The sequence below is a fragment of the Fundidesulfovibrio sp. YSD1 genome, assembly GCF_055397115.1.
The window spans coordinates 66413-84485 of record NZ_AP043666.1; the positions used below are offsets into that span (position 1 = coordinate 66413).

The window sequence follows — 18073 nt, forward strand, 5'->3', positions numbered from 1 at the left end:
CCCGGCGGAAAAAAAGCCCCCGCGCGGCCAGGCCGGCGGGGGGCTCCAGATCGCGCCGCGACGAAGCGTCAGCCGGCCAGGGCCAGGCGCTCGCGGATGAGCTTGACCAGGTTCTCGGTGGTGAAGCCGTACTTTTCGGCCAGAAGCTCGGCCGGGGCGGAATCGCCGTAGTGCGCGATGCCCAGCACCAGGCTGCCGCAGCCCACGTACTTGTACCACAGCTCGGGGCGCCCGGCCTCCACGGCCACGCGGCAGGCGCACCAGGGGGGCAGGACCTCGTCCTTGTAGAGCTGGGGCTGCTCGTCGAAGAGCTCCATGCAGCACATGTTCACCACGCGCACCTTGCGCTCCGTGAGGGCCTTGGCCGCGGCCAGGGCCATGGGCACCTCGGAGCCGGAAGCCAGGATGATCAGGTCCGGCTTGCCGCCCGGGGCGTCCAGGAGCACGTAGCCGCCCTTTTTCGCGCCCTCGAGCACGGCCGGATATTCCTTGGGGTCCATCACCGGCAGATTCTGGCGCGAGAGCATCAGGCTCGTGGGCCGGGAGGTCTGCTTGAGCGCGGTCTCCAGGCACAGGGCCGTTTCCAGGGCGTCGGCCGGGCGCATCACCAGCATGTTCGGGATCAGGCGCAGGGCGCTGACGTGCTCGATGGGCTGGTGGGTGGGTCCGTCCTCGCCCAGGTGGAAGGAGTCGTGGGTGAAGATGTGCAGCGCGGGGATGTGCTGCAGGGCGGACATGCGCAGGGCGTTGCGCTGGTAGTCCGAGAAGGTCAGGAAGGTGGCGCCGAAGGCGACCAGGCCGCCGTGGAGCATGATGCCGTTGACGATGGCGCCCATGGGGAACTCGCGCACGCCGAAGGCCAGGTTGCGGCCCAAGGGCTCGCAGGCGCTGAAGTTGCCCACTTTTTCCCGGAACTTGGCGGTCATGTTGGAGGGGTCCAGGTCGGCAGAACCGCCCACGAGAATGGGCAGCTGGTCGATGAGGGCCTCCAGGCACTTGCCCCAGGCCGAGCGGGTGGCGATCTTGGAGCCGGGCTCGAACGCGGGCCAGTTGAAGGAGCGGTTGGCCGGGTTGCGCTTGGAGACGCGCCAGAGGTCCTGGAAGGCCTCGTCCTTGTCGAACCTGGCCTCGAAGTTCTTGTTCCAGGCCGCGGCCATGGCCCGAAGCTCGGGGAAGCGGGCGCGGAAGGCCTCCAGGGCCTCCTGGGGCATGTGGAAGAACTTGTCCTCGGGCAGGCCGAGCTTCTTCTTGGTGGCCGCGATCTCCTCGGGGGGCAGGGGCGCGCCGTGGGTCTCGAAGTCGCCCTCGCGGGTGGCCGTGCCCTTGGCGATGGTGGTGTGGCCGATGATCAGCGTGGGCCGGGCGGTGTCGGCCTTGGCCTCGGCCAGGGCCTTGCGGATGGCCTCGTGGTCGTGGCCGTCCACCTCGATCACCTGCCAGCAGAAGCCCTCGAACACGGTGCGGTAGTTGGTGCAGTCGCAGCGCTTGGTGGGCCCGGAAAGCTGGATCTGGTTGGAGTCGTAGAGCACGATGAGCTTGCCCAGGCTCCAGTGCCCGGCCAGGGCCGCGCTGCCCAGGCAGACGGGCTCCTGCAGGTCGCCGTCCGAGGCCAGCACGTAGGTGTGGTGATCGCAGACGTCCTGGCCCATGCGCGCGCGCAGGATGCACTCGGCCGCGGCCATACCCACGGCCATGGCGAAACCCTGGCCCAGCGGGCCGGTGGTGGCCTCCACGCCGGGCGTGACGTGCACCTCGGGGTGGCCCGGGGTGCGGGACTTCCACTGGCGGAAGGCCTTGAGGTCGTCCACGGTCAGGAGCCCCCTGAACGCCAGCAGGGCGTAGAGCAGGGCGGACTCGTGCCCGGCCGAGAGCACGAAGCGGTCGCGGTTGAACCACTCGTGGTCGTCCGGGGAGTGGTTCAGGAAGTCCTTGAAGAGGACGTAGGCCATGTCGGCCGAAGACATGGGCCCGCCTGGGTGGCCGGAATTGGCCTTGCGGGTCTGGTCCATTATGAGGCCCTTGATGACGTTGACCGCCAGGCGGTCCTGCTCGTTGGTCACGGACATGGCTGTATCCTTTTAAAGGGTGTCGAAGAGCTCGATGCGGCGCTGGTGGCGTCCGCCTTCGAACCGAGTTTGCAGGAAGGCTTCGGTGATGGACTGGGCGAGGCCTGGCCCGGCCCAGCGCTCGCCCAGGCAGAGCACGTTGGCGTTGTTGTGCAGCCTGGTCATGCGCGCCATGTACTCGTTGGCGCACAGCGCGGCCCGGATGCCCGCGCGGCGGTTGGCAGCCATGGACATGCCGATGCCCGAGCCGCACACGAGCACGCCCAGGCAGTTTTTCTCGAGCACCAGGTCGCACAGCTTGAAGGCGAAAACCGGGTAGTCGCAGCTGGCCGTGGTGTCCGTGCCCACGTCCACGGGATCGAAGCCCAGGGAGGCGGCGAAGGATTTGAGCTGTTCCTTGAGGGCGAAGCCTGCGTGGTCCGAGCCGAAAATGACGGGAGTGCCCATTGCGTTCTCCGGGCTGTTTTGCTGGTTGAGGCCCGCCGGGGATGTCGCCATGACCGGCGTCATATCCTTTTCAGGCGGATTTGCGCAACGCCGCCGCCCGGAAGCCCGGGCCTGCCCGGGAGTGAAGGGGCGCAATACGTCACGATCATTGTCGAAGTTTTTCGAAAAAAGTTCAAACCCGCCGTGAGGCGGCCTGGCCTGGCCGGTGTCAGGGCAGCTCGGGCGCGCTCACGTCCCCGGGGCGGTCCAGGGGGATGTGCCTGGCCTGCGGCGGCACGGTGAGCCCCAAGGCGGACGCGTCGGCGGGCGCGGCCGAGAGCTCGATCTTCTTGATCCGAAGGACCGCCTGGAGCCCGCCCGGGGAGGTCACGGCGATGCGCTGGGCCAAAGGCCTGCCGCCCTCGGCGGGCGCGGCGAAATCGCCCAGTTCCACGCTCCACGGCTCAACGCCCCGGCCGGTGAGATGAATGGGATTGCCCGCGAAGTCAAGGGTGAGCGAGCCCACGGCCGAACCCTGGGGCAGGGTGTACGTGAACCCCGAGGCAGTGCGCTTCACGCCGGAGTAGCTGGCCGGGACGATGCCCTGGAAGCGCCCGGCGCAGATGGCGGCCAGGTCCTTCAGCGTGAAGGGGAACGGCATGCCGAGCCTGGCCAGGGCGGCCTTGGTGTCGGAGTGGGTGAAGGCCTGGTTGGAGCCAGGGTATACGGCCAGCCAGCCCAACTGGTCCTCGCGCCACATGGCGAAGGTCTGGCCCATGCCGGAGGAGAGGTCCAGGCGCACCGGTCCGTCCACGCCGCCCCAGAAGCGCACCAGCAGGCGCGCCGAGCGCGAGGGGCTGGCCACGGAGAGGCTGGCGGAAAGCGTGAAGGACTTGGCTTCGGTCTGGGCCGGGGCGGAAAACGAGCGCCACAGGGCCTGGGCGTCGGCCTGGGGGGCGCCCCTGGGGCCAGCCTTCGGGGCACAGCCTCCGAGCGCGAAGCCCAGGGCCAGGGCGAGCGCCAGGACCAAGGCGGCTGCGCCGGGGCGCGGGGAACGCTGGGCGGAGGTCATTGCACGGAATCCAGCTTGGCCTTGACCGCGCCGGGGTCCGAGGGCTTGAGCTCCAGGCAGCGGGCGTAGCCCTTGGCTGCCTCCTTGCGCTTGCCCAGGGCCTTGGCGATGTCGCCGTAGTGCTCCCAGATGGCCGGGTCTTCCAGGGGCTTGGACACGGCGCGCTGGATCTCGGCCCAGGCCTGCTTGAGGTCGCCGCGCTTGAAGTGGACCCAGGCCAGCGAGTCGATGAAGTAGGGGCTGTCGGGCTTGGCGGCCAGGGCCTGGCTGATCATCTCCAGGGCGCGGTCCAGCTCGCGGCCGTCCTCGGCCAGGGCGTAGCCCACGAAGTTCAGTGCGTCCGGGTTGGCGGGCTCCAGCGAAAGGATGCGCTCCATGATCTTCATGGCCTCGGCGCGGTTGCCCATGCGCTCGAGCACCGTGGCGTAGCGGTAGAGGGCCTCGGTGTTGGCGGGCCACTTGCCAACGGCGATCCAGTAGACCTCGGCGGCCTTGGGCAGGTTGCCCTGCTTGTCGTAGGCCACGGCCTCGAAGAAGAGGAAGTCCACCCGGTCGGGGTAGAGGCTCTTGCCCTCCTCGATGAGGGGCATGGCCAGGTCGTAGCGGTCGGCGTCCAGGGCGAGCTGGACGCGCGTGGTCAGGCTCTTGTCGTAGAACTTGTGGTTTTTGGGGATCTGGGCAAGCAGGGCGAAGGCCTTGTCCAGGTTCTTTTCCTTGTCCACGGCGATCATGGCCTGGAGGAAGATCACGTCCGCGTTGCCGGGCTGGTCCCCGGCCAGGCGCTCCAGGATGGCGGTGGCCGCGTCCTGGCGGCCCTCGTCCATGAACAGGCCCATGACCTCGAAGAGGAAGGCGCGGTCCTTTGGGCCCTTGTCAACCAGCTCCAGGGCCTTGGCGTCGTTTTTCTGCTTGAGCGCCACACGGATGAGCCTGATCCAGACCTCGGGGCCGTCCTCGCCCAGGTCCAGGATGCGCCGGTAGGCCTCCTCGGCCTGCTTCCATTCGCTGCTCTGCTCGTGCAGGAAGGCCAACTCGGACCAGGCGGCCAGGAGGTTGGGGTCCTCGCGCAGGGCCTGGCGCAGCTTGTCCATGGCGGGCCTTCGCTTGTTAAGCCCCAGGTAGGCCTTGGCCTCGTAGTAGGACATGGCCGGGGTGCGCCTGTCGCGGGGCAGCTGGCCCATGAAGTCCAGGGCGTCCTGGAAGCGGCCGGACTCCACGAGCACGGCGCTCAGCTCCTGGCTGGCGGCGGTGTCCTTGGGATGGCGGGCCAGGTACTTGGCCAGCACCTTGGCCGCCTCGTCGTACTGGCGCAGCATCATGTGCGAGTTGGCCAGGTAGAAGTACAGGAGCTTCTCGTCGGGGTACTTGGCGATGGCCTCGTTCAGCACCTCGCGGGTCTTCTCCGCGTCGCCCAGGCCCCAGTGGAGGTTGGCCAGGTCGCGGTAGAGCTCGGGGGTCTGGGCCAGCTCCAGGAGCCTTTCCAGCACGGTCACGGCGTCGCGCACCTGACCCTTGCGGGAGAGGTCCTGGTAGAGGAGGTAATAATAGTCCGCAGCAGCCTCCTTGGAGAGCCCCCTGGGGCTCATGTCCGCCGGAGGGGCGGGCTTCTTCTGGGCGCAGGAGGCCAGAAGCGCCGCCAGGATCGCGATGAGGACGTATCGGGTCATCTGCTGCATACGGTGGATCACTCTTCCTTGCGAATCCACTCCGCCGAGAAGTCGTCGATGCGCTTGGTGAAGTGGCTGCGTATCTTTTCCAGGAGGCGGGTCTCGATCTGGCGCACGCGCTCGCGCGTGATGCCGTACTTGGCCCCGATCTCCCGCAGGGTCACGGGGGAGTCCGAGAGGATGCGCTGCTCCAGAAGGTCGCGCTCCTTGTCGGAGAGCTCGGGCATGATGGTCTGGAGGTGCTTCTCCACGAGCCCGGCGATCTCGTCCTTGGCCAGCATCTCCTCGATGCCCGGGGTCAGGGCCGGGAGGTAGTCGAGCCTGGTGGACGTGGAGTCGTCGCCCAGGGTGATGTCCAGCGAGAGGTCGTTCCTGGCCATGCGCTGGTCCATCTCCAGGACGTCCGCCTCGGAGACCCTGAGGTTCTTGGAGATGTTGGACACCGACGGGTCGAAGCCGAGCGACGTCAGGCGCTGGCGCTCCTTGTTCAGGTTGTAGAACAGGGTGCGCTGGGCCTGGGTGGTGCCGATGCGCACCATGCGCCAGTTGTCCATGATGTACTTGAGGATGTAGGCCTTGATCCAGTACGCCGCGTAATAGGAGAACTTGATCCCCTTTTCCGGGTCGAACTTCTTGACCGCGCGCATGAGCCCCACGTTGCCCTCCTGGATCAGGTCGGCCACGTTCTGGGCCCAGCGGCGCTGGAAGTCCATTGCGATCTTGACCACCAGACGCAGATGCGAGGTGACCAGGCGGAAGGCCGCCTGCTGGTCGCCGCTGTCGCGCACGCGCCGGGCCAGCTCGAACTCCTCGTCCGGGGCGAGCAGGGGGAACCTGCTTATCTCGCGCAGGTAGGCGTGCAGGTTGTCCCGGCCCGAGGAGGGCACGGAAGGGATGCGCGCCACGGGCAGGCTCGGGAACTCTCCTTCCGGAGAGTCCTCCTCCTGGGCCTCGGCGGCTTCTTCGGAAACGTCCTCCGAGCCGGGCTCCTCCTCGTCCGCGGCGTCCTCGCCGCCGTCGCCGGAGAGAAGGATCTCCTCCTCGGGTTGATCCGTATGCTTGCTCATGATGCTTTCCAGTGGGCGCACAGCGCCCGAAGCATTACCTCATACGCTTTTCATTTGCCGGATTCAACGTTTTTCAGTACGACCCAGAGGCTTTCAGGCAAGGAGGAATCTCGGTGGCGGATTTTCGCAAGGCCCTTTCCGGTAATTCCGTGATCGTTTTCGACGGAGCCATGGGCACCCTTCTCCAGGAGCGCGGGCTCCCCGCTGGCGCTTCCCCCGAGCTTTGGGGGCTAGAGAACCCGGGCGTGGTGCGCGCCGTCCACGAGGACTACCTGCGCGCCGGAGCCAGGGTGGTGACCACCAACACCTTCGGCGGCACCCGCTTCAAGCTGCCCCACGGCACCGACATCAGGCGCGTGAGCGCCGAGATGGCCCGCGTGGCCCGGCAGGCCGCCGGGGAGAACAACTTCGTGGCCGGAAGCGTCGGCCCCACCGGCCACTTCGTTGAGCCCCTGGGCACGTTGACCCTGCGCGAGATGGTGGACGCCTTCGCCGTGCAGATCGAGGGCCTGGCCGAGGGCGGGGCGGACCTGATCATCGCCGAGACGCACTTCGACCTGGCCGAGGCCAAGGCCGTGGTCCTGGCCGCGCGCCGGGTCTGCGACCTGCCCGTGGGCGTGCTCATGACCTTCGAGCCCGGCGGGTCGCTCACGGGTACGCCGTCCTCCACCTTCGCCGACACCATGCAGAACCTGGGCGTGGAGCTTTTGGGCGTCAACTGCGGCCTCGGCCCCGAGCAGATGCTGGCCGTGGCCCGGGACTTTTTGCCGCGCATCGACACGCCCTTCTTCATCAAGCCCAACGCCGGGCTGCCGAGGCTCGAGAACGGCGTCACGGTCTACCCCATGGGGCCGGACGAATTCGCCCAGCATATGGAGCCCTTCTTTGAGATGGGCGCCAAGTGCGTCTCCGGCTGCTGCGGCACCACGCCCGCGCACATAAGCGCCCTGGCCGCCCTGGCCGGGGGCCGGGCGTGGACGAAGCCCGAGCCCGCCGAGGGCCGCCCGCTCATGCTCACCTCGCGCTCGAAGAGCGTGCGCATCGGCGTGGGCCTGCCCGCCGTGTGCATCGGCGAGCGCATCAACCCCACGGGCAAGAAGGCCCTCACGGCGGAGCTCCAGGCCGGGCAGTTCGGCGAGGCCCTGCGCCTGGCCGAGGAACAGGTCCAGGCCGGGGCCACCGTGCTCGACGTGAACGTGGGCGCCCCCCTGGTGCAGGAGGAGGTCCTCCTGCCCGCGCTGGTCAAGCAGCTCACCGCGCGCTTCCTCGCCCCCCTGTGCCTGGACTCCACCAAGGCCGAGGCCGTCGAGGAGGCCCTCTGGGCCGTGCCCGGCTCGGCGCTGGTCAACTCCATCAGCGGCGAGCCCGGCCGCATGGAGGAGCTCGGCCCCCTGTGCAAGCTGCACGGCGCGCCCTTCATCCTTTTGCCCCTGGCGGGCAAGAAGCTGCCCGTGACGGCCTCCGAGCGCATCGCGGCCATCGAGGCGCTTCTGGACAAGGCCTACGCACTGGGCATCCCCAAGCGCCTCATCCTGGTGGACGCCCTGGCGCTCACGGTGTCCTCCAAGCCCGAGGCCGCGCGCCACTGCCTGGAGACCATCCGCCACTGCGCGGCGGTCTGGGGCCTGCCCACCACGCTCGGGCTCTCCAACATTTCCTTCGGGCTGCCCGCGCGCGAACTCCTGAACGCCACGTTCCTGGCCATGTGCCTGGGCGCGGGCATGGCCGCGCACATCTCGAACCCGTCCACGCCGCTGCCGCGCGAGGTTGGCTTCGCGGGCGAGGTGCTCCTCGCGCGCGACCCCCAGGCCGGGCGCTTCATCGCCAACTTGGCGGACTGGAAGTACGGGGGCGGCTCGGGAGGGGCCTTGAGGGACGCGGCCCAGAAGGCGGTGGCCAGCCTGCGCGAGGCCGTGGTGGCCGGGCGCAAGGAGGCCGTGCTCTCCATGGTGGAGGAGGCCCTCGCCGAAGGCAAGGCCCCGGCGGACATCCTGAACGGCGAACTCATCCCCGGCATCATGGACGTGGGCGTGCTCTACGAGAAGAAGGAGTACTTCCTGCCCCAGCTCCTGCTCTCGGCCGAGGCCATGCAGGGCGGGTTCGAGCGCCTGAAGCCGCTCCTGGAGGCCGAGACCAAGGGGCAGGCCAAGCCGCGCATCGTCCTGGCCACGGTGGAGGGCGACATCCACGACATCGGCAAGAACATCGTGGGGCTCATGCTCCAGAACCACGGGTTCGAGGTGATCGACCTGGGCAAGGACGTGCCCGCCGAGCGCATCGTGGACGCCGCCGCCGAGAACGGGGCCTCGCTCATCGGGCTCTCCGCGCTCATGACCACCACCATGGTGCGCATGGAGGACACGGTGAAGCTCCTGCGCGAGCGCGGCATGACCCAGAAGGTCATGGTGGGCGGGGCCGTGGTCACGGACTCCTACGCCAAGGCCATCGGGGCGCACGGCCACGCGGCCGACGCCGTGGAGGCCGTCCGGCTCGCCAAGCGCCTCGTGGACGCCTAGGCTCCGGGGTGTTATACTTTTCTTTCGCGCATAAACATCAAACAGGCCCCAACGAGAAGACATGAAAGCGATCCGCACGATCCTCCCGGCCCTGGCCCTGGTCCTCCTGGCCGCCGTGGCCGCCCCGGCCCAGACCAGCAGCGTCCCGGCCACGAGCCAGGACATCCTCAAGTCCATCATCCAGGCCAAGGGCAAGGTGGTGGTGGTGAACTTCTGGGCCTCCTGGTGCGGCCCCTGCCGCCAGGAGATCCCCGACCTGATCGCGCTGCGCAAGCGCCTCCCGGCGGACAAGGTCTTCATCATGGGCGTGAGCCTGGACCAGGAACCCACCATGTACGCGGCCTACAGCGCCCGCGCCGGGTTCAACTACCCCGTGTTCCGCGCCGCCGACGACGTGACCCCGGCCTTCTCCATCCGCGCCATCCCCAGGACCGTGGTCTATTCGCCCAAGGGCGAGATGGTGCACACCCAGGAGGGCTACATGCCCGGCGAGGAGCTGGAGAAACTGATCAACAAGCACCTGGGGAGCTAGGGGATGATCGAGTATCAGCTGCGCAAGGCCCGCATCCAGGACGTGAAGGTCATCCACGCGCTGCTCATGGAGTGCGCCAAGGGCGAGCTCCTTCTGCCGCGCTCCTTCAACCAGCTCTATTCCCACCTGCGCGACTTCTACGTGCTGGCTTCCAGGGAGGGCAAGGACGTGAAGGGCTGCTGCGCCCTGTCCATCTGCTGGGAGGGCCTGGCCGAGATCCGCTCGCTGGTGGTGCACCCGGACCTGCAAAAGCGGGGCTGGGGCCGCAAGCTGGTGGAGGCCTGCCTGTCCGAGGCCGTGACGCTCGGCGTGTACAAGGTGTTCACCCTGACCTACCAGCGCGACTTCTTCGCCCGCATCGGTTTCGAGGAGGTGAGCAAGGAGAAGCTGCCCCAGAAGGTCTGGGCGGACTGCATCCACTGCCCCAAGTTCCCCGAGTGCGACGAGATCGCCATGGTCATGGAGATGTAAGGCGTGGCCGCGAAGCTCATTCCCGTCATCAGCCCGGAGGAAATCGCCTCCCGGGTGGCCGAGTTGGGGGCCATGATCTCCCGCGAGTACCAGGGCAAGGAGCTCTTGGTGGTGGGCGTGCTCAAGGGCGCGTTCATGTTCCTCTCCGACGTGGTCCGTCACGTGAGCGTGCCCGCCAGGGTGGATTTCGTGCGCCTGGCCAGCTACGGCTCCAAGGACAGCCCGGGCGACCTCAAGTTCCTGGAGGACCTTGAGACCCCCTGCGAGGGCAAGCACGTCCTCGTGGTGGAGGACATCGTGGACACGGGGCACTCCATGTCCATGCTCCTGTCCGTGCTGCGCTCGCGCGGGGCCGCGTCGGTCAGGCTGTGCGCGCTCATCGACAAGGCGGAAAGGCGCCAGGCCGAAGTTGTGGTTGACTTTTCCGGATTCAGACTGGCAAAGGGCTTCTTAGTCGGGTACGGTCTGGACTTTGCAGAAGACTATCGTTGTCTTCCAGGGGTCTACGAACTGAGCCAGTAAGAAGGTCCATGTCGCCATGAAGGTCGAATGCCCGAGCTGCCATACCAAGTACAATCTGCCCGATGACAAAGTCGGCCCCGAAGGGGCCAGCGTGCGTTGCAGCCTCTGCAGGCACGTTTTCCACGTGGAGCACCCGCCCACCGAGGACTTCCCGGGCTTCGGCGAGTCCGGGGCGGACGCGGGCTGGCCCGTGGACGCCCACGAGGAACCCGCCCGCGACGACTTCGCCGCCCAGTTGGACGAGGAGCGCCAGAAGGACCGCTTCGACGACATAAGCGTCTCCTCCTCCGAGTTCACATCCATCGATTTCGGCAAGCCCGAGAAGAAAAGCGGCGGGCTCTCCAAGAGGGGCATGCTCCTGGCCGCGCTCATCGGCGTCGTGGTGTTCGCGGGCATCGCGGGCACCGGGGCCTACTTCTTCGAGTTCTGGCCCTTCGCCCCGAAGCCGGCGGCCTCGCCCATGGAGAACGCCGTGACCCCGCCCGCCAAGGAGCCCGCGCCGGACTACACCAGCCAGCTCCAGATCGTCTCCTACAACCACTATTTCGTGGACAACGACAAGGTCGGCAAGCTCTTCGTCATCGAGGGCAAGCTGGTGAACAAGTCCCCCGTGACCGTGGGCCAGATCAGCCTGGAGGCCTCGCTGCTGGACGGCAAGGACGCCCCGCTGGCGAACAAGGAGTTCCAGGCCGGGCCAAAGGCCTCCAACTTCGAGCTCAAGACGCTTGGCAAGGAAGACCTGGAGAGCAGGCTCTCTTCGCGCCAGGAGATCATGCTCAACAACTCTTCGGTCAAGCCCGGGGAGGAGGTCCCCTTCATGGTGGCCTTCGTCAACATTCCGGACGGCGTCAAAAACTTCACGCTCAAGGTGAAGAACTACTTCGAGGTGGCCCCCCAGGCCCAGGATCAGCAGCCCGGGACCAAGAAGTAAAGGCGTGGCCAAGGCCAAGACCGTCCACGTCTGCTCGTCCTGCGGCGGCGTGAGCCCGCGCTGGAGCGGGCAGTGCCCCACCTGCGGGGAATGGAACACCCTCTCGGCCCAGGCCGCGCCGTCCGCGCGCGCCCAGCGCGCGAGCGCATCCGCCGTTTTCTCCCAGGGGCCGGTGAGCCTCGCCTCCTTCGTTCCCGAACACGCCCCGGCCGCGCCAAGCGGCCTGCCCGACCTGGACCGCGTGCTCGGCCAGGGCCTCCAGCCCGGCGGGGCCGTGCTTCTGGGCGGCGAGCCGGGCATCGGCAAGTCCACGCTTCTTCTGCAACTGGCTGGACAGGTGGCCGCGTCCGGGCGCAGGGCCGTGTACGTCTCCGGCGAGGAGTCGCTCGGGCAGCTGGCCGCGCGCGCCCGCAGGCTGGGCCTGGACGCCGGGGAGCTCATGGCCGTGAGCACCACCAGCGCGGCCGAGGCCGTGGACGCGCTCTCTGGCGGCGACTGCCCGGCGCTCCTGGTGGTGGACTCCGTGCAGACCATGTCCTCGTCCTTGGCCGAGGGCGTGCCCGGCAGCCCTGGGCAGGTGCGCGCCGTGGCCGCCGAACTGGTGGAGGCCGTGAAGAAGAGCGCGGCCACGCTCATCCTGGTGGGCCACGTGACCAAGGAAGGGCTCATCGCAGGGCCGAAGATCCTCGAGCACATGGTGGACACGGTGCTCTACCTCGAAGGCGACCGCCAACACTTCTACCGCATCCTGCGCGTGTTCAAGAACCGCTTCGGCCCGACGGACGAGCTCATGGTCCTGGAGATGCTGGGCGACGGCCTGGTGCCCGTGCCGGACCCATCCACGTACTTCCTGGGCGAGCGCGACGAGACGGCCAGCGGCTCGGCCGTGGTCCTGGCCCTCGAAGGCAAGCGCCCCTTTGCCGTGGAGATGCAGGCCCTGGCCAGCCGCTCCTACCTGGCCATGCCCAGGCGTACTGCCCTGGGGTTCGACCTGAACCGGCTGAACCTGCTGCTCGCCGTGCTGGAGAAGCGCCTTGGCGTGCAGCTCGGCCAGTCCGACATCTACGCCAAGACCGGAGGCGGGCTCAAGCTGAGCGACCCGGGCCTGGACCTGGGCCTCGTGGCCGCCGTGCTCTCCTCCTGGTACGACAGGCCCCTGCCGCCGCGCGCGGTGTTCTGGGGCGAACTGGACCTGAGCGGGCGCATCCGGCCCGTGTCCGGGCACGATGCCAGGCTCAAGCAGGCCAGGAGGCTCGGCTACGACCCCATTTTCCATCCGCCCGGGGAGGGCAGGGGCATCGCCACCCTCAAGGACTTCCAGCGCGCCCTCTTCGGCGCGCCCTGAACCGCCGCAACGGAAAACGCCCGCCCCGGACATCTCCCGGGCGGGCGTTCGCTTTCTCGCGTATCGGGTGAATCCTACCAGACCGTGCGCATCTTCACGCCTTCGTCCGAAAGGTAGTCCTTGATTTGGCCGATGGTGTACTCGCCGTAGTGCACGATGGAGGCGATGAGCGCCGCGCTGGCCTTGCCCTCGGTCAGGGCGTCCCGCATGTGCGCGGGCGATCCCGCGCCGCCCGAGGCGATCACGGGGATGGTCACGGCCTCGCTGATCATGCGCGTGAGCGTCAGCTCGTAGCCTTCCTTGGTGCCGTCGGCGTCGATGGAGTTCACGCACAGTTCGCCCGCGCCCAGGGCCTCGGCGGTCTTGGCCCATTCGATGGCGTCCATTCCCATGCGCTTGCGCCCGCCGTGGATCACGATCTCGTAGCCCGAGGGGATCTGCTCGCTCACGCCCACCTTGAGCACGTCCATGCCCACCACCACGCACTGCGCGCCGAACGCGGCCGCGCCCTGGCTGATGATGTCCGGGTTCTTCACGGCGGCGGAGTTCACCGAGACCTTCTCGGCCCCGGCCAGGAGCACCGCGCGCATGTCCTCCACGGTGGAGATGCCCCCGCCCACGGAGAAGGGGATGAAGATGCGCGAGGCAACCTTCTCCACCACCTTGAGCATGATGCCCCGGCCCTCGGCGGACGCGGTGATGTCGTAGAAGACGATCTCGTCGGCTCCCTGCTCGTAGTAGGCCCGGGCGGTCTCCACGGGGTCGCCGATGTCCACGTTGCCCAGGAACTTCACGCCCTTGGTCAGCTTGCCGTCGCGGACGTCCAGGCAGGGGATGATGCGCTTACTGAGCATTGGACGCCTCCCCGCAGTATTTGGCGAAGTTGGAAAGAAGCTTGAGCCCGGGCCGCCCCGACTTCTCGGGGTGGAACTGCACGGCCCAGAGCCCGGGGCGGCCGTGCACGGAGCAGAACTCCATGCCGTAGAAGGTCGTGCCGATGACGAACTCCGGGGCAGGCACGGGGTAGTAGCTGTGCACGAAATAGAACTCCGAGGCCTCGTCCACGCCCTCGAAGAGCTCGCAGGGCACGGCGAGCTTCACCTTGTTCCAGCCCATGTGCGGCACGCGGATGGGCTGGCCGTCCTCCTCCACGAGGCCCCGGTTGAACATTGCGCAAGCGCCCGGGACGATGCCCAGGGCCTTGGTGTCGTTCTCCTCGGAGTAGTCCAGCAGAATCTGGCAGCCCACGCAGATGCCGAGCAGCGGCTTGCCCGAGGCGACGATGGAGTGGAGCACGTCGTCGAGACCGGTGCTGGTCAGTTCGTTCATGGCCTGCCCGGCGGCGCCCACTCCGGGGAAGATGACGCCGGAGGCCTGGCGCAGGGTCTGGGGATCGGCGGTGATCCGGCAGGGGATGCCGAGGTAATCCAGGGCGCGGCGTACGGACGTCTGGTTGCCGGCCTTGTAGTCGAGAATGGCGAGCATGGTTTCCTCCCGTGGGCGCGTTGCTAGTAGAATTTACGTTTTCAGGCAAGTGGCGCGCTTGTGTTTCGCGGGCGTCTTGCCTAGAACCCGCACCGCATCACGCCAAACACGAGAGGAGCTTGCCGCATGAGACGAATCATCCTCGCCGCTTTCGCGGCGCTAGCGCTTTCGGCCCAGCCCATCCAGACCCTCGCCCAGGGGGGATACCTCGAATGCTCGGCCTGCCAGCTTGTGCTGGGGCTGGTGGAGTCCTCCGCCGGGGACGGGCAGGACGTCACCGTGGACGCGAGCAGGCAGTGCTCGCTCCTGCCCGCCGGGGACAGGGCGGAGTGCGAGAGGTTCTACGCCGCCATGGGGCCGAAATTCCTGAAGGCCCTGAAGGAGCGGCGCGCCAAGGGCGCGAGCCTGGAGGACGTCTGCCGGGCCATGGCCTATTGCCGGTAGGCAGAGGGGAGGCTCCGGGCCTCCCCTGACGGTCTTTCCGTGGGGTGTATCAGCGCTTGCCCTGCTTGTGATGGAACATCTTGGCCTCGGTCTTCTCCGGGTTCTTGTCCAGGTGCAGGTAGCGGTTCACGGACTTTCCGGCCAGGTACTTCATGATCCTGGGCATGTCCGAGTCCTCCCAGGCGGAGGCGAAGGCGGGCAGGGCGCGGACCTTTTCCGAGATCACGAACCCGTCCGGCTCCCCGGGAGCGAGCGACACGTCCTCGAAGCGCACCGCGCCGGACTCGCCCAGCGCGTCCGAGAGGAAGGTGGAGGCCACCTCCGAGAAGAACTTGCGCACGTCCTCGGTGGATTCCGCCCTGTCCATGCGTTCGCGGAATCCCGGGAGCAGCGCCTGTTCGAGTCGCGTGAAGGAAATCTGGCGGGTCATCTTGGCCTCCTTGTCGTGAAATCGGGCGGCGGCTGCCGCGCCAGTCTCCTCCATAGCACAAAGCGGGGCGTGGTCAAACAAGGCCGCGAGAAGTGTTGCCCCGGCCGCCCGGGAGGCGTATCCGGCAGAATGACCGGAAAGGCTTTTCGAGCAAGGAGGCTTGGCCATGAAGATTCTGATGGTTATCACGTCCCACGCCGCCCTCGGCGGCACCGGCAGGGAAACCGGGTTCTGGCTGGAGGAGCTTGCCGCGCCGTACTACGTCTTCAAGGACGCCGGGGCCGAGGTGACGCTCGCCTCGCCCAAGGGAGGGCGGCCGCCCATGGACCCGGGCAGCGCGGAGGAAGGGGCGCAGACCCCGGCCACGCGCCGGTTTCTGGCGGACCGCGAGGCCCAGGCCCTTCTCGGCTCCACGGCGCGCCTTTCCGGCGTGAAGGCCGGCGACTACGACGCGGTTTTCTACCCCGGCGGGCACGGCCCGCTGTGGGACCTGGCCACCGACGCCGATTCGCTACGCATGGCCGAGGAGGCCTACGCCACGGGCAAGCCGCTTGGCGCGGTGTGCCACGGCCCGGCCGCGCTGGTGCGTGCGCGCAAGCCCGACGGCTCCCCGCTGGTGGCCGGGCTCGCGGTCACCTCGTTCAGCAACTCCGAGGAGAAGGCCGTGGGGCTCGAGGAGGCGGTGCCGTTCTCCATCGAGGACGAATTCAGGCGCCAGGGCGCGCGTTACTCCAAGGGCCCGGATTTCGCCGCCTACGCGAAGGCCGACGGCAAGGTGGTCACGGGCCAGAACCCGGCATCCTCCGAAGAGGCGGCGCGCCTGATGCTTGAAATGCTGAAGAAGGGCTGAGGCAAGGCCCACGAAAAAGCCCCCGGCGAGGTCGCTCGCCGGGGGCCTTCTTTTCAGGGGAGCGGAGCGGCTAGCGCTTCTTGCCCGGGGTGAAGCGCTTGGGGTCGATGCCGTGCTTCTTCACCTTGTAGTTGATGATGCGATAGCTCTCGCGCAGGTTCTTGGCGGCCTGGAACATGTTGCCCTTGGCCTTCTTCAGCGCCTCGATGAGCAGTTCCTTCTCGAACTGGTCCACGGCCTCGCCGAAGGAGAGGGTGGCCTCGGTGTTGGAGCTCTCGGCGGTCTGGAGGGTGGGGGGCAGGTGGTAGGCCCGGATCACACCGTCCTCGGACTGCTCGAAGGCGCGCTCCATGCAGAAGCGCAGCTCGCGCACGTTGTCGGGCCAGTGGTACTGGCTGATCAGGTCGATGGCCGGGGTGGAGATGCGCTTGAACTCGCGGCCCTCGGCCGCCGCGGCCTCCTCCAGGAAGTGCTCGGCCAGGGGCAGCACGTCGCCCGCGCGGTCGCGCAAGGGCGGCACGTAGATGGTCACCACGGAGAGGGCGTAGTAGAGGTCCTCCAGGAAGTCGCCGCTGGAGACCATGTCCTCCAGGTTCACGCGGCTGGAGGCGATGACGCGCACGTCCAGGGGCACGGGCTGGTCGGAGCCGAAGCGCCGGGCCGCGCCCTCCTGGAGGAAGCGCAGCAGGCTCTCCTGGGCCTCCTGGCTCAGTTCCTCCACGTCCTCGATGTAGATGGTCCCGCTCTGGGCCAGCTCCAGCGCGCCGCGCTTGGACTGGGTGGACTTGGAGGCCTCGCCCTTCTGCACGCCGAAGAGCGCCTGCTCGATGGCCTCGGGCGGCTCGGCGGAGCAGACCAGGCGCTGGAAGGGCCGCTTGCGCCTGGGGCTCTGGCCGTGCAGGGCCATGGCCAAAAACTCCTTGCCCGTTCCCTCCTCGCCGCGCACCAGCACGGGCGAGTCGGTCTGCGCGGCCTGCTCGATCTGGCGCAGCACCAGGCGCATGCTCTTGGACACGGCCACGACCTTGGGCTTGGCGCCCGTGGGGCCGGGCAGGACCTCGGGCTCGGCCTCGGGCCTGCGCTTGGGCTTGCGGCGCAGCCGGGAGTCGTTCATCTCCTCGCGCAGGCGCAGGGCCACCAGGGAGAAGACCCCGGCGGCGGACATCATCAGGTCGCGCTGGTTTTCGAGGAAGACCGGCGGGGCCTTGGGCACGTCCGCGCAGAAGGCCCCCATCACCCCGGCCTTGCCGGTGTAGCGCACGCCGGGCTCCAGCACGGGCACGCAGATGAAGGAGAGGTTTTCCAGCTCCTGGGCGGGCCTGCCGTAGAAGTCCGGGTGGTCGGCCATGTTCTCGATGATCACGGCCTGGCGCGTGGCCAGGGCCTGGCCCGTTGCGATGGGGCCCGGACCCTGGGGCGAGCCGAAGAAGGCCTCCTGCCCGCGCGAGAGCGAGAGGCGCAGGTTGGGCAGGGGCACGTCCAGAAGCTCCAGGTACACCCGGTGGTAGCCCATCACCTCCACGAAGCGGGCGAGCATGGCGTCCAGGCAGTCGCGCGCGGCGCGCGAGGGCATGGCTTCGTCCAGGATGCCCCTCAGGGCCATGGGGAATTTCTGGGACAGGCTCTCGCCCGGTGAGAAGAACGTCATCTGTTCATCCCTTTCAGGCCGGGACCGCTTTGGCCCCGAGTTCCAGCGCCTTGAGGTTCACCTCGGCCAGCGCCGGCTTGAGGTATTTGCGCACGGAGCGCTCCAGGGCCTCCATGCCGAAGGGCAGGGCCTTGGCCGCGCAGGCGGCTCCCAGCAGCACCGTGTTGGCGCTCTGGGCGGACCCGGCCTGCTCCGCGAGCGTGCGGCAGGGCAAAAAAAGCGACCAGGAAGCCACGGCCTGCGCCTTGGAACGCACCTCGTCCAAGGTGGGGTAGCCCGCCTTGCCCGTGGCCACGGACAGGGGCGGCATGGCCTCGGAGTTGCTCACGAGTTTTCCCCCGGGCTTGAGGTAGCACAGGGCGCGCAGGGTTTCCAGAAGCTCGAAGCCCAGGAGCACGTCGGCCTCGCCGTGGGTGATCTTGGGGCTCTGGTAGCCCACCAGGACCGTGGACTCCACCACGCCGCCGCGCTGGGCCATGCCGTGGATTTCACCCGAGGTCACGGGCAGGCCCTCGTCCAGGGCGGTGAGCGAGACGAGCTTGGTGGCGGTCAGGGTGCCCTGCCCGCCGACGCCGGTGAAGAATATACGCGTGCGCTGCAT

At 68.1% G+C, this 18073-nt stretch carries 18 protein-coding genes; 8 read left to right on the forward strand and 10 right to left on the reverse strand.

Features of this window, described 5'->3' with window-relative positions; translation table 11 throughout:
• Nucleotides 1–68 precede the first annotated feature (68 nt).
• From tkt to ACZ5V4_RS00320, 5 genes are all read right to left on the reverse strand, one after another.
• The gene (gene tkt / locus ACZ5V4_RS00300; RefSeq protein ID WP_464316183.1) at nucleotides 69–2066 is read right to left on the reverse strand and encodes a transketolase; all 1998 of its coding nucleotides are present in this window, start codon (nucleotides 2064–2066) and stop codon (nucleotides 69–71) included.
• A 12-nt stretch (nucleotides 2067–2078) separates the two neighbouring features.
• The gene (rpiB, locus tag ACZ5V4_RS00305) at nucleotides 2079–2513 is read right to left on the reverse strand and encodes a ribose 5-phosphate isomerase B (protein WP_464316184.1); all 435 of its coding nucleotides are present in this window, start codon (nucleotides 2511–2513) and stop codon (nucleotides 2079–2081) included.
• A 208-nt stretch (nucleotides 2514–2721) separates the two neighbouring features.
• Nucleotides 2722–3564 (reverse strand): hypothetical protein, encoded by an 843-nt coding sequence (locus tag ACZ5V4_RS00310; protein ID WP_464316185.1) that lies wholly within the window; start codon nucleotides 3562–3564, stop codon nucleotides 2722–2724.
• Nucleotides 3561–5231, reverse strand: coding sequence for a tetratricopeptide repeat protein (locus ACZ5V4_RS00315; RefSeq protein ID WP_464316186.1), 1671 nt, complete (start codon nucleotides 5229–5231; stop codon nucleotides 3561–3563). The genes ACZ5V4_RS00310 and ACZ5V4_RS00315 overlap by 4 nt, the downstream gene beginning before the upstream one ends.
• 17 nt (nucleotides 5232–5248) lie before the next feature.
• Nucleotides 5249–6298, reverse strand: a complete 1050-nt coding sequence (locus tag ACZ5V4_RS00320; protein WP_464316187.1) for a sigma-70 family RNA polymerase sigma factor — start codon at nucleotides 6296–6298, stop codon at nucleotides 5249–5251.
• 113 nt (nucleotides 6299–6411) lie between these two features.
• Between ACZ5V4_RS00320 and ACZ5V4_RS00325 the strand changes: the two genes are divergently transcribed.
• The 6 genes from ACZ5V4_RS00325 to radA all read left to right on the forward strand — a co-directional run bounded on the left by ACZ5V4_RS00325 (nucleotide 6412) and on the right by radA (nucleotide 12615).
• Entirely contained in the window at nucleotides 6412–8814 is a 2403-nt protein-coding gene (locus ACZ5V4_RS00325; RefSeq protein WP_464316188.1) for a homocysteine S-methyltransferase family protein, read from the forward strand.
• A 61-nt stretch (nucleotides 8815–8875) separates the two neighbouring features.
• Entirely contained in the window at nucleotides 8876–9346 is a 471-nt protein-coding gene (locus ACZ5V4_RS00330; protein WP_464316189.1) for a TlpA family protein disulfide reductase, read from the forward strand.
• A gap of 3 nt (nucleotides 9347–9349) precedes the next feature.
• Complete coding sequence (locus ACZ5V4_RS00335; RefSeq protein ID WP_464316190.1) at nucleotides 9350–9817, forward strand: N-acetyltransferase; 468 nt, start codon at nucleotides 9350–9352, stop codon at nucleotides 9815–9817.
• Between the two features lie 3 nt (nucleotides 9818–9820).
• Nucleotides 9821–10339: a hypoxanthine phosphoribosyltransferase gene (hpt, locus tag ACZ5V4_RS00340; RefSeq protein ID WP_464316191.1), complete on the forward strand. Its 519-nt coding sequence runs from the start codon at nucleotides 9821–9823 to the stop codon at nucleotides 10337–10339.
• A gap of 16 nt (nucleotides 10340–10355) precedes the next feature.
• Nucleotides 10356–11270, forward strand: coding sequence for a DUF3426 domain-containing protein (locus ACZ5V4_RS00345; RefSeq protein WP_464316192.1), 915 nt, complete (start codon nucleotides 10356–10358; stop codon nucleotides 11268–11270).
• Between the two features lie 4 nt (nucleotides 11271–11274).
• Nucleotides 11275–12615, forward strand: coding sequence for a DNA repair protein RadA (radA, locus tag ACZ5V4_RS00350; RefSeq protein ID WP_464316193.1), 1341 nt, complete (start codon nucleotides 11275–11277; stop codon nucleotides 12613–12615).
• 74 nt (nucleotides 12616–12689) lie between these two features.
• Here radA and hisF read toward each other — a convergent pair whose 3' ends face one another.
• Both hisF and hisH read right to left on the reverse strand, forming a co-directional pair.
• Nucleotides 12690–13469 (reverse strand): imidazole glycerol phosphate synthase subunit HisF, encoded by a 780-nt coding sequence (hisF, locus tag ACZ5V4_RS00355; RefSeq protein WP_464316194.1) that lies wholly within the window; start codon nucleotides 13467–13469, stop codon nucleotides 12690–12692.
• A complete protein-coding gene (gene hisH / locus ACZ5V4_RS00360) occupies nucleotides 13459–14100 on the reverse strand; it encodes an imidazole glycerol phosphate synthase subunit HisH (RefSeq protein ID WP_464316195.1) in 642 nt (213 codons plus the stop codon). The genes hisF and hisH overlap by 11 nt, the downstream gene beginning before the upstream one ends.
• Before the next feature lie 126 nt (nucleotides 14101–14226).
• On the opposite strand from hisH, the gene ACZ5V4_RS00365 reads away from it, so the two are divergent.
• A complete protein-coding gene (locus ACZ5V4_RS00365; RefSeq protein ID WP_464316196.1) occupies nucleotides 14227–14544 on the forward strand; it encodes a saposin domain-containing protein in 318 nt (105 codons plus the stop codon).
• Nucleotides 14545–14593: 49 nt separating this feature from the next.
• Here the strand turns inward: ACZ5V4_RS00365 and ACZ5V4_RS00370 are convergent, their stop codons facing one another.
• Complete coding sequence (locus ACZ5V4_RS00370) at nucleotides 14594–14974, reverse strand: hypothetical protein (RefSeq protein ID WP_464316197.1); 381 nt, start codon at nucleotides 14972–14974, stop codon at nucleotides 14594–14596.
• Nucleotides 14975–15140: 166 nt separating this feature from the next.
• Here ACZ5V4_RS00370 and ACZ5V4_RS00375 point away from each other — a divergent pair, with 166 nt between their 5' ends.
• On the forward strand, nucleotides 15141–15824 hold the full coding sequence (locus tag ACZ5V4_RS00375; RefSeq protein WP_464316198.1) for a type 1 glutamine amidotransferase domain-containing protein: 684 nt from the start codon (nucleotides 15141–15143) through the stop codon (nucleotides 15822–15824).
• Between the two features lie 70 nt (nucleotides 15825–15894).
• Here ACZ5V4_RS00375 and ACZ5V4_RS00380 read toward each other — a convergent pair whose 3' ends face one another.
• Together ACZ5V4_RS00380 and ACZ5V4_RS00385 are read right to left on the reverse strand one after the other, a co-directional pair.
• Nucleotides 15895–17472: a sigma 54-interacting transcriptional regulator gene (locus tag ACZ5V4_RS00380; protein WP_464316199.1), complete on the reverse strand. Its 1578-nt coding sequence runs from the start codon at nucleotides 17470–17472 to the stop codon at nucleotides 15895–15897.
• A 13-nt stretch (nucleotides 17473–17485) separates the two neighbouring features.
• A complete protein-coding gene (locus tag ACZ5V4_RS00385) occupies nucleotides 17486–18073 on the reverse strand; it encodes an indolepyruvate oxidoreductase subunit beta (RefSeq protein WP_464316200.1) in 588 nt (195 codons plus the stop codon).

Bases quoted from the DNA above. Each gene is read 5' to 3' on its own strand.
- rpiB (WP_464316184.1), bottom strand. From the start codon at position 2,513: ATGGGCACTCCCGTCATTTTCGGCTCGGACCACGCAGGCTTCGCCCTC.
- ACZ5V4_RS00320 (WP_464316187.1), bottom strand. From the start codon at position 6,298: ATGAGCAAGCATACGGATCAACCCGAGGAGGAGATCCTTCTCTCCGGC.
- ACZ5V4_RS00375 (WP_464316198.1), top strand. From the start codon at position 15,141: ATGAAGATTCTGATGGTTATCACGTCCCACGCCGCCCTCGGCGGCACC.
- hisF (WP_464316194.1), bottom strand. From the start codon at position 13,469: ATGCTCAGTAAGCGCATCATCCCCTGCCTGGACGTCCGCGACGGCAAG.
- ACZ5V4_RS00365 (WP_464316196.1), top strand. From the start codon at position 14,227: ATGAGACGAATCATCCTCGCCGCTTTCGCGGCGCTAGCGCTTTCGGCC.
- ACZ5V4_RS00335 (WP_464316190.1), top strand. From the start codon at position 9,350: ATGATCGAGTATCAGCTGCGCAAGGCCCGCATCCAGGACGTGAAGGTC.
- ACZ5V4_RS00385 (WP_464316200.1), bottom strand. From the start codon at position 18,073: ATGCAGCGCACGCGTATATTCTTCACCGGCGTCGGCGGGCAGGGCACC.
- ACZ5V4_RS00310 (WP_464316185.1), bottom strand. From the start codon at position 3,564: ATGACCTCCGCCCAGCGTTCCCCGCGCCCCGGCGCAGCCGCCTTGGTC.
- hisH (WP_464316195.1), bottom strand. From the start codon at position 14,100: ATGCTCGCCATTCTCGACTACAAGGCCGGCAACCAGACGTCCGTACGC.
- ACZ5V4_RS00330 (WP_464316189.1), top strand. From the start codon at position 8,876: ATGAAAGCGATCCGCACGATCCTCCCGGCCCTGGCCCTGGTCCTCCTG.
- tkt (WP_464316183.1), bottom strand. From the start codon at position 2,066: ATGTCCGTGACCAACGAGCAGGACCGCCTGGCGGTCAACGTCATCAAG.
- ACZ5V4_RS00370 (WP_464316197.1), bottom strand. From the start codon at position 14,974: ATGACCCGCCAGATTTCCTTCACGCGACTCGAACAGGCGCTGCTCCCG.
- ACZ5V4_RS00380 (WP_464316199.1), bottom strand. From the start codon at position 17,472: ATGACGTTCTTCTCACCGGGCGAGAGCCTGTCCCAGAAATTCCCCATG.
- ACZ5V4_RS00345 (WP_464316192.1), top strand. From the start codon at position 10,356: ATGAAGGTCGAATGCCCGAGCTGCCATACCAAGTACAATCTGCCCGAT.
- ACZ5V4_RS00315 (WP_464316186.1), bottom strand. From the start codon at position 5,231: ATGACCCGATACGTCCTCATCGCGATCCTGGCGGCGCTTCTGGCCTCC.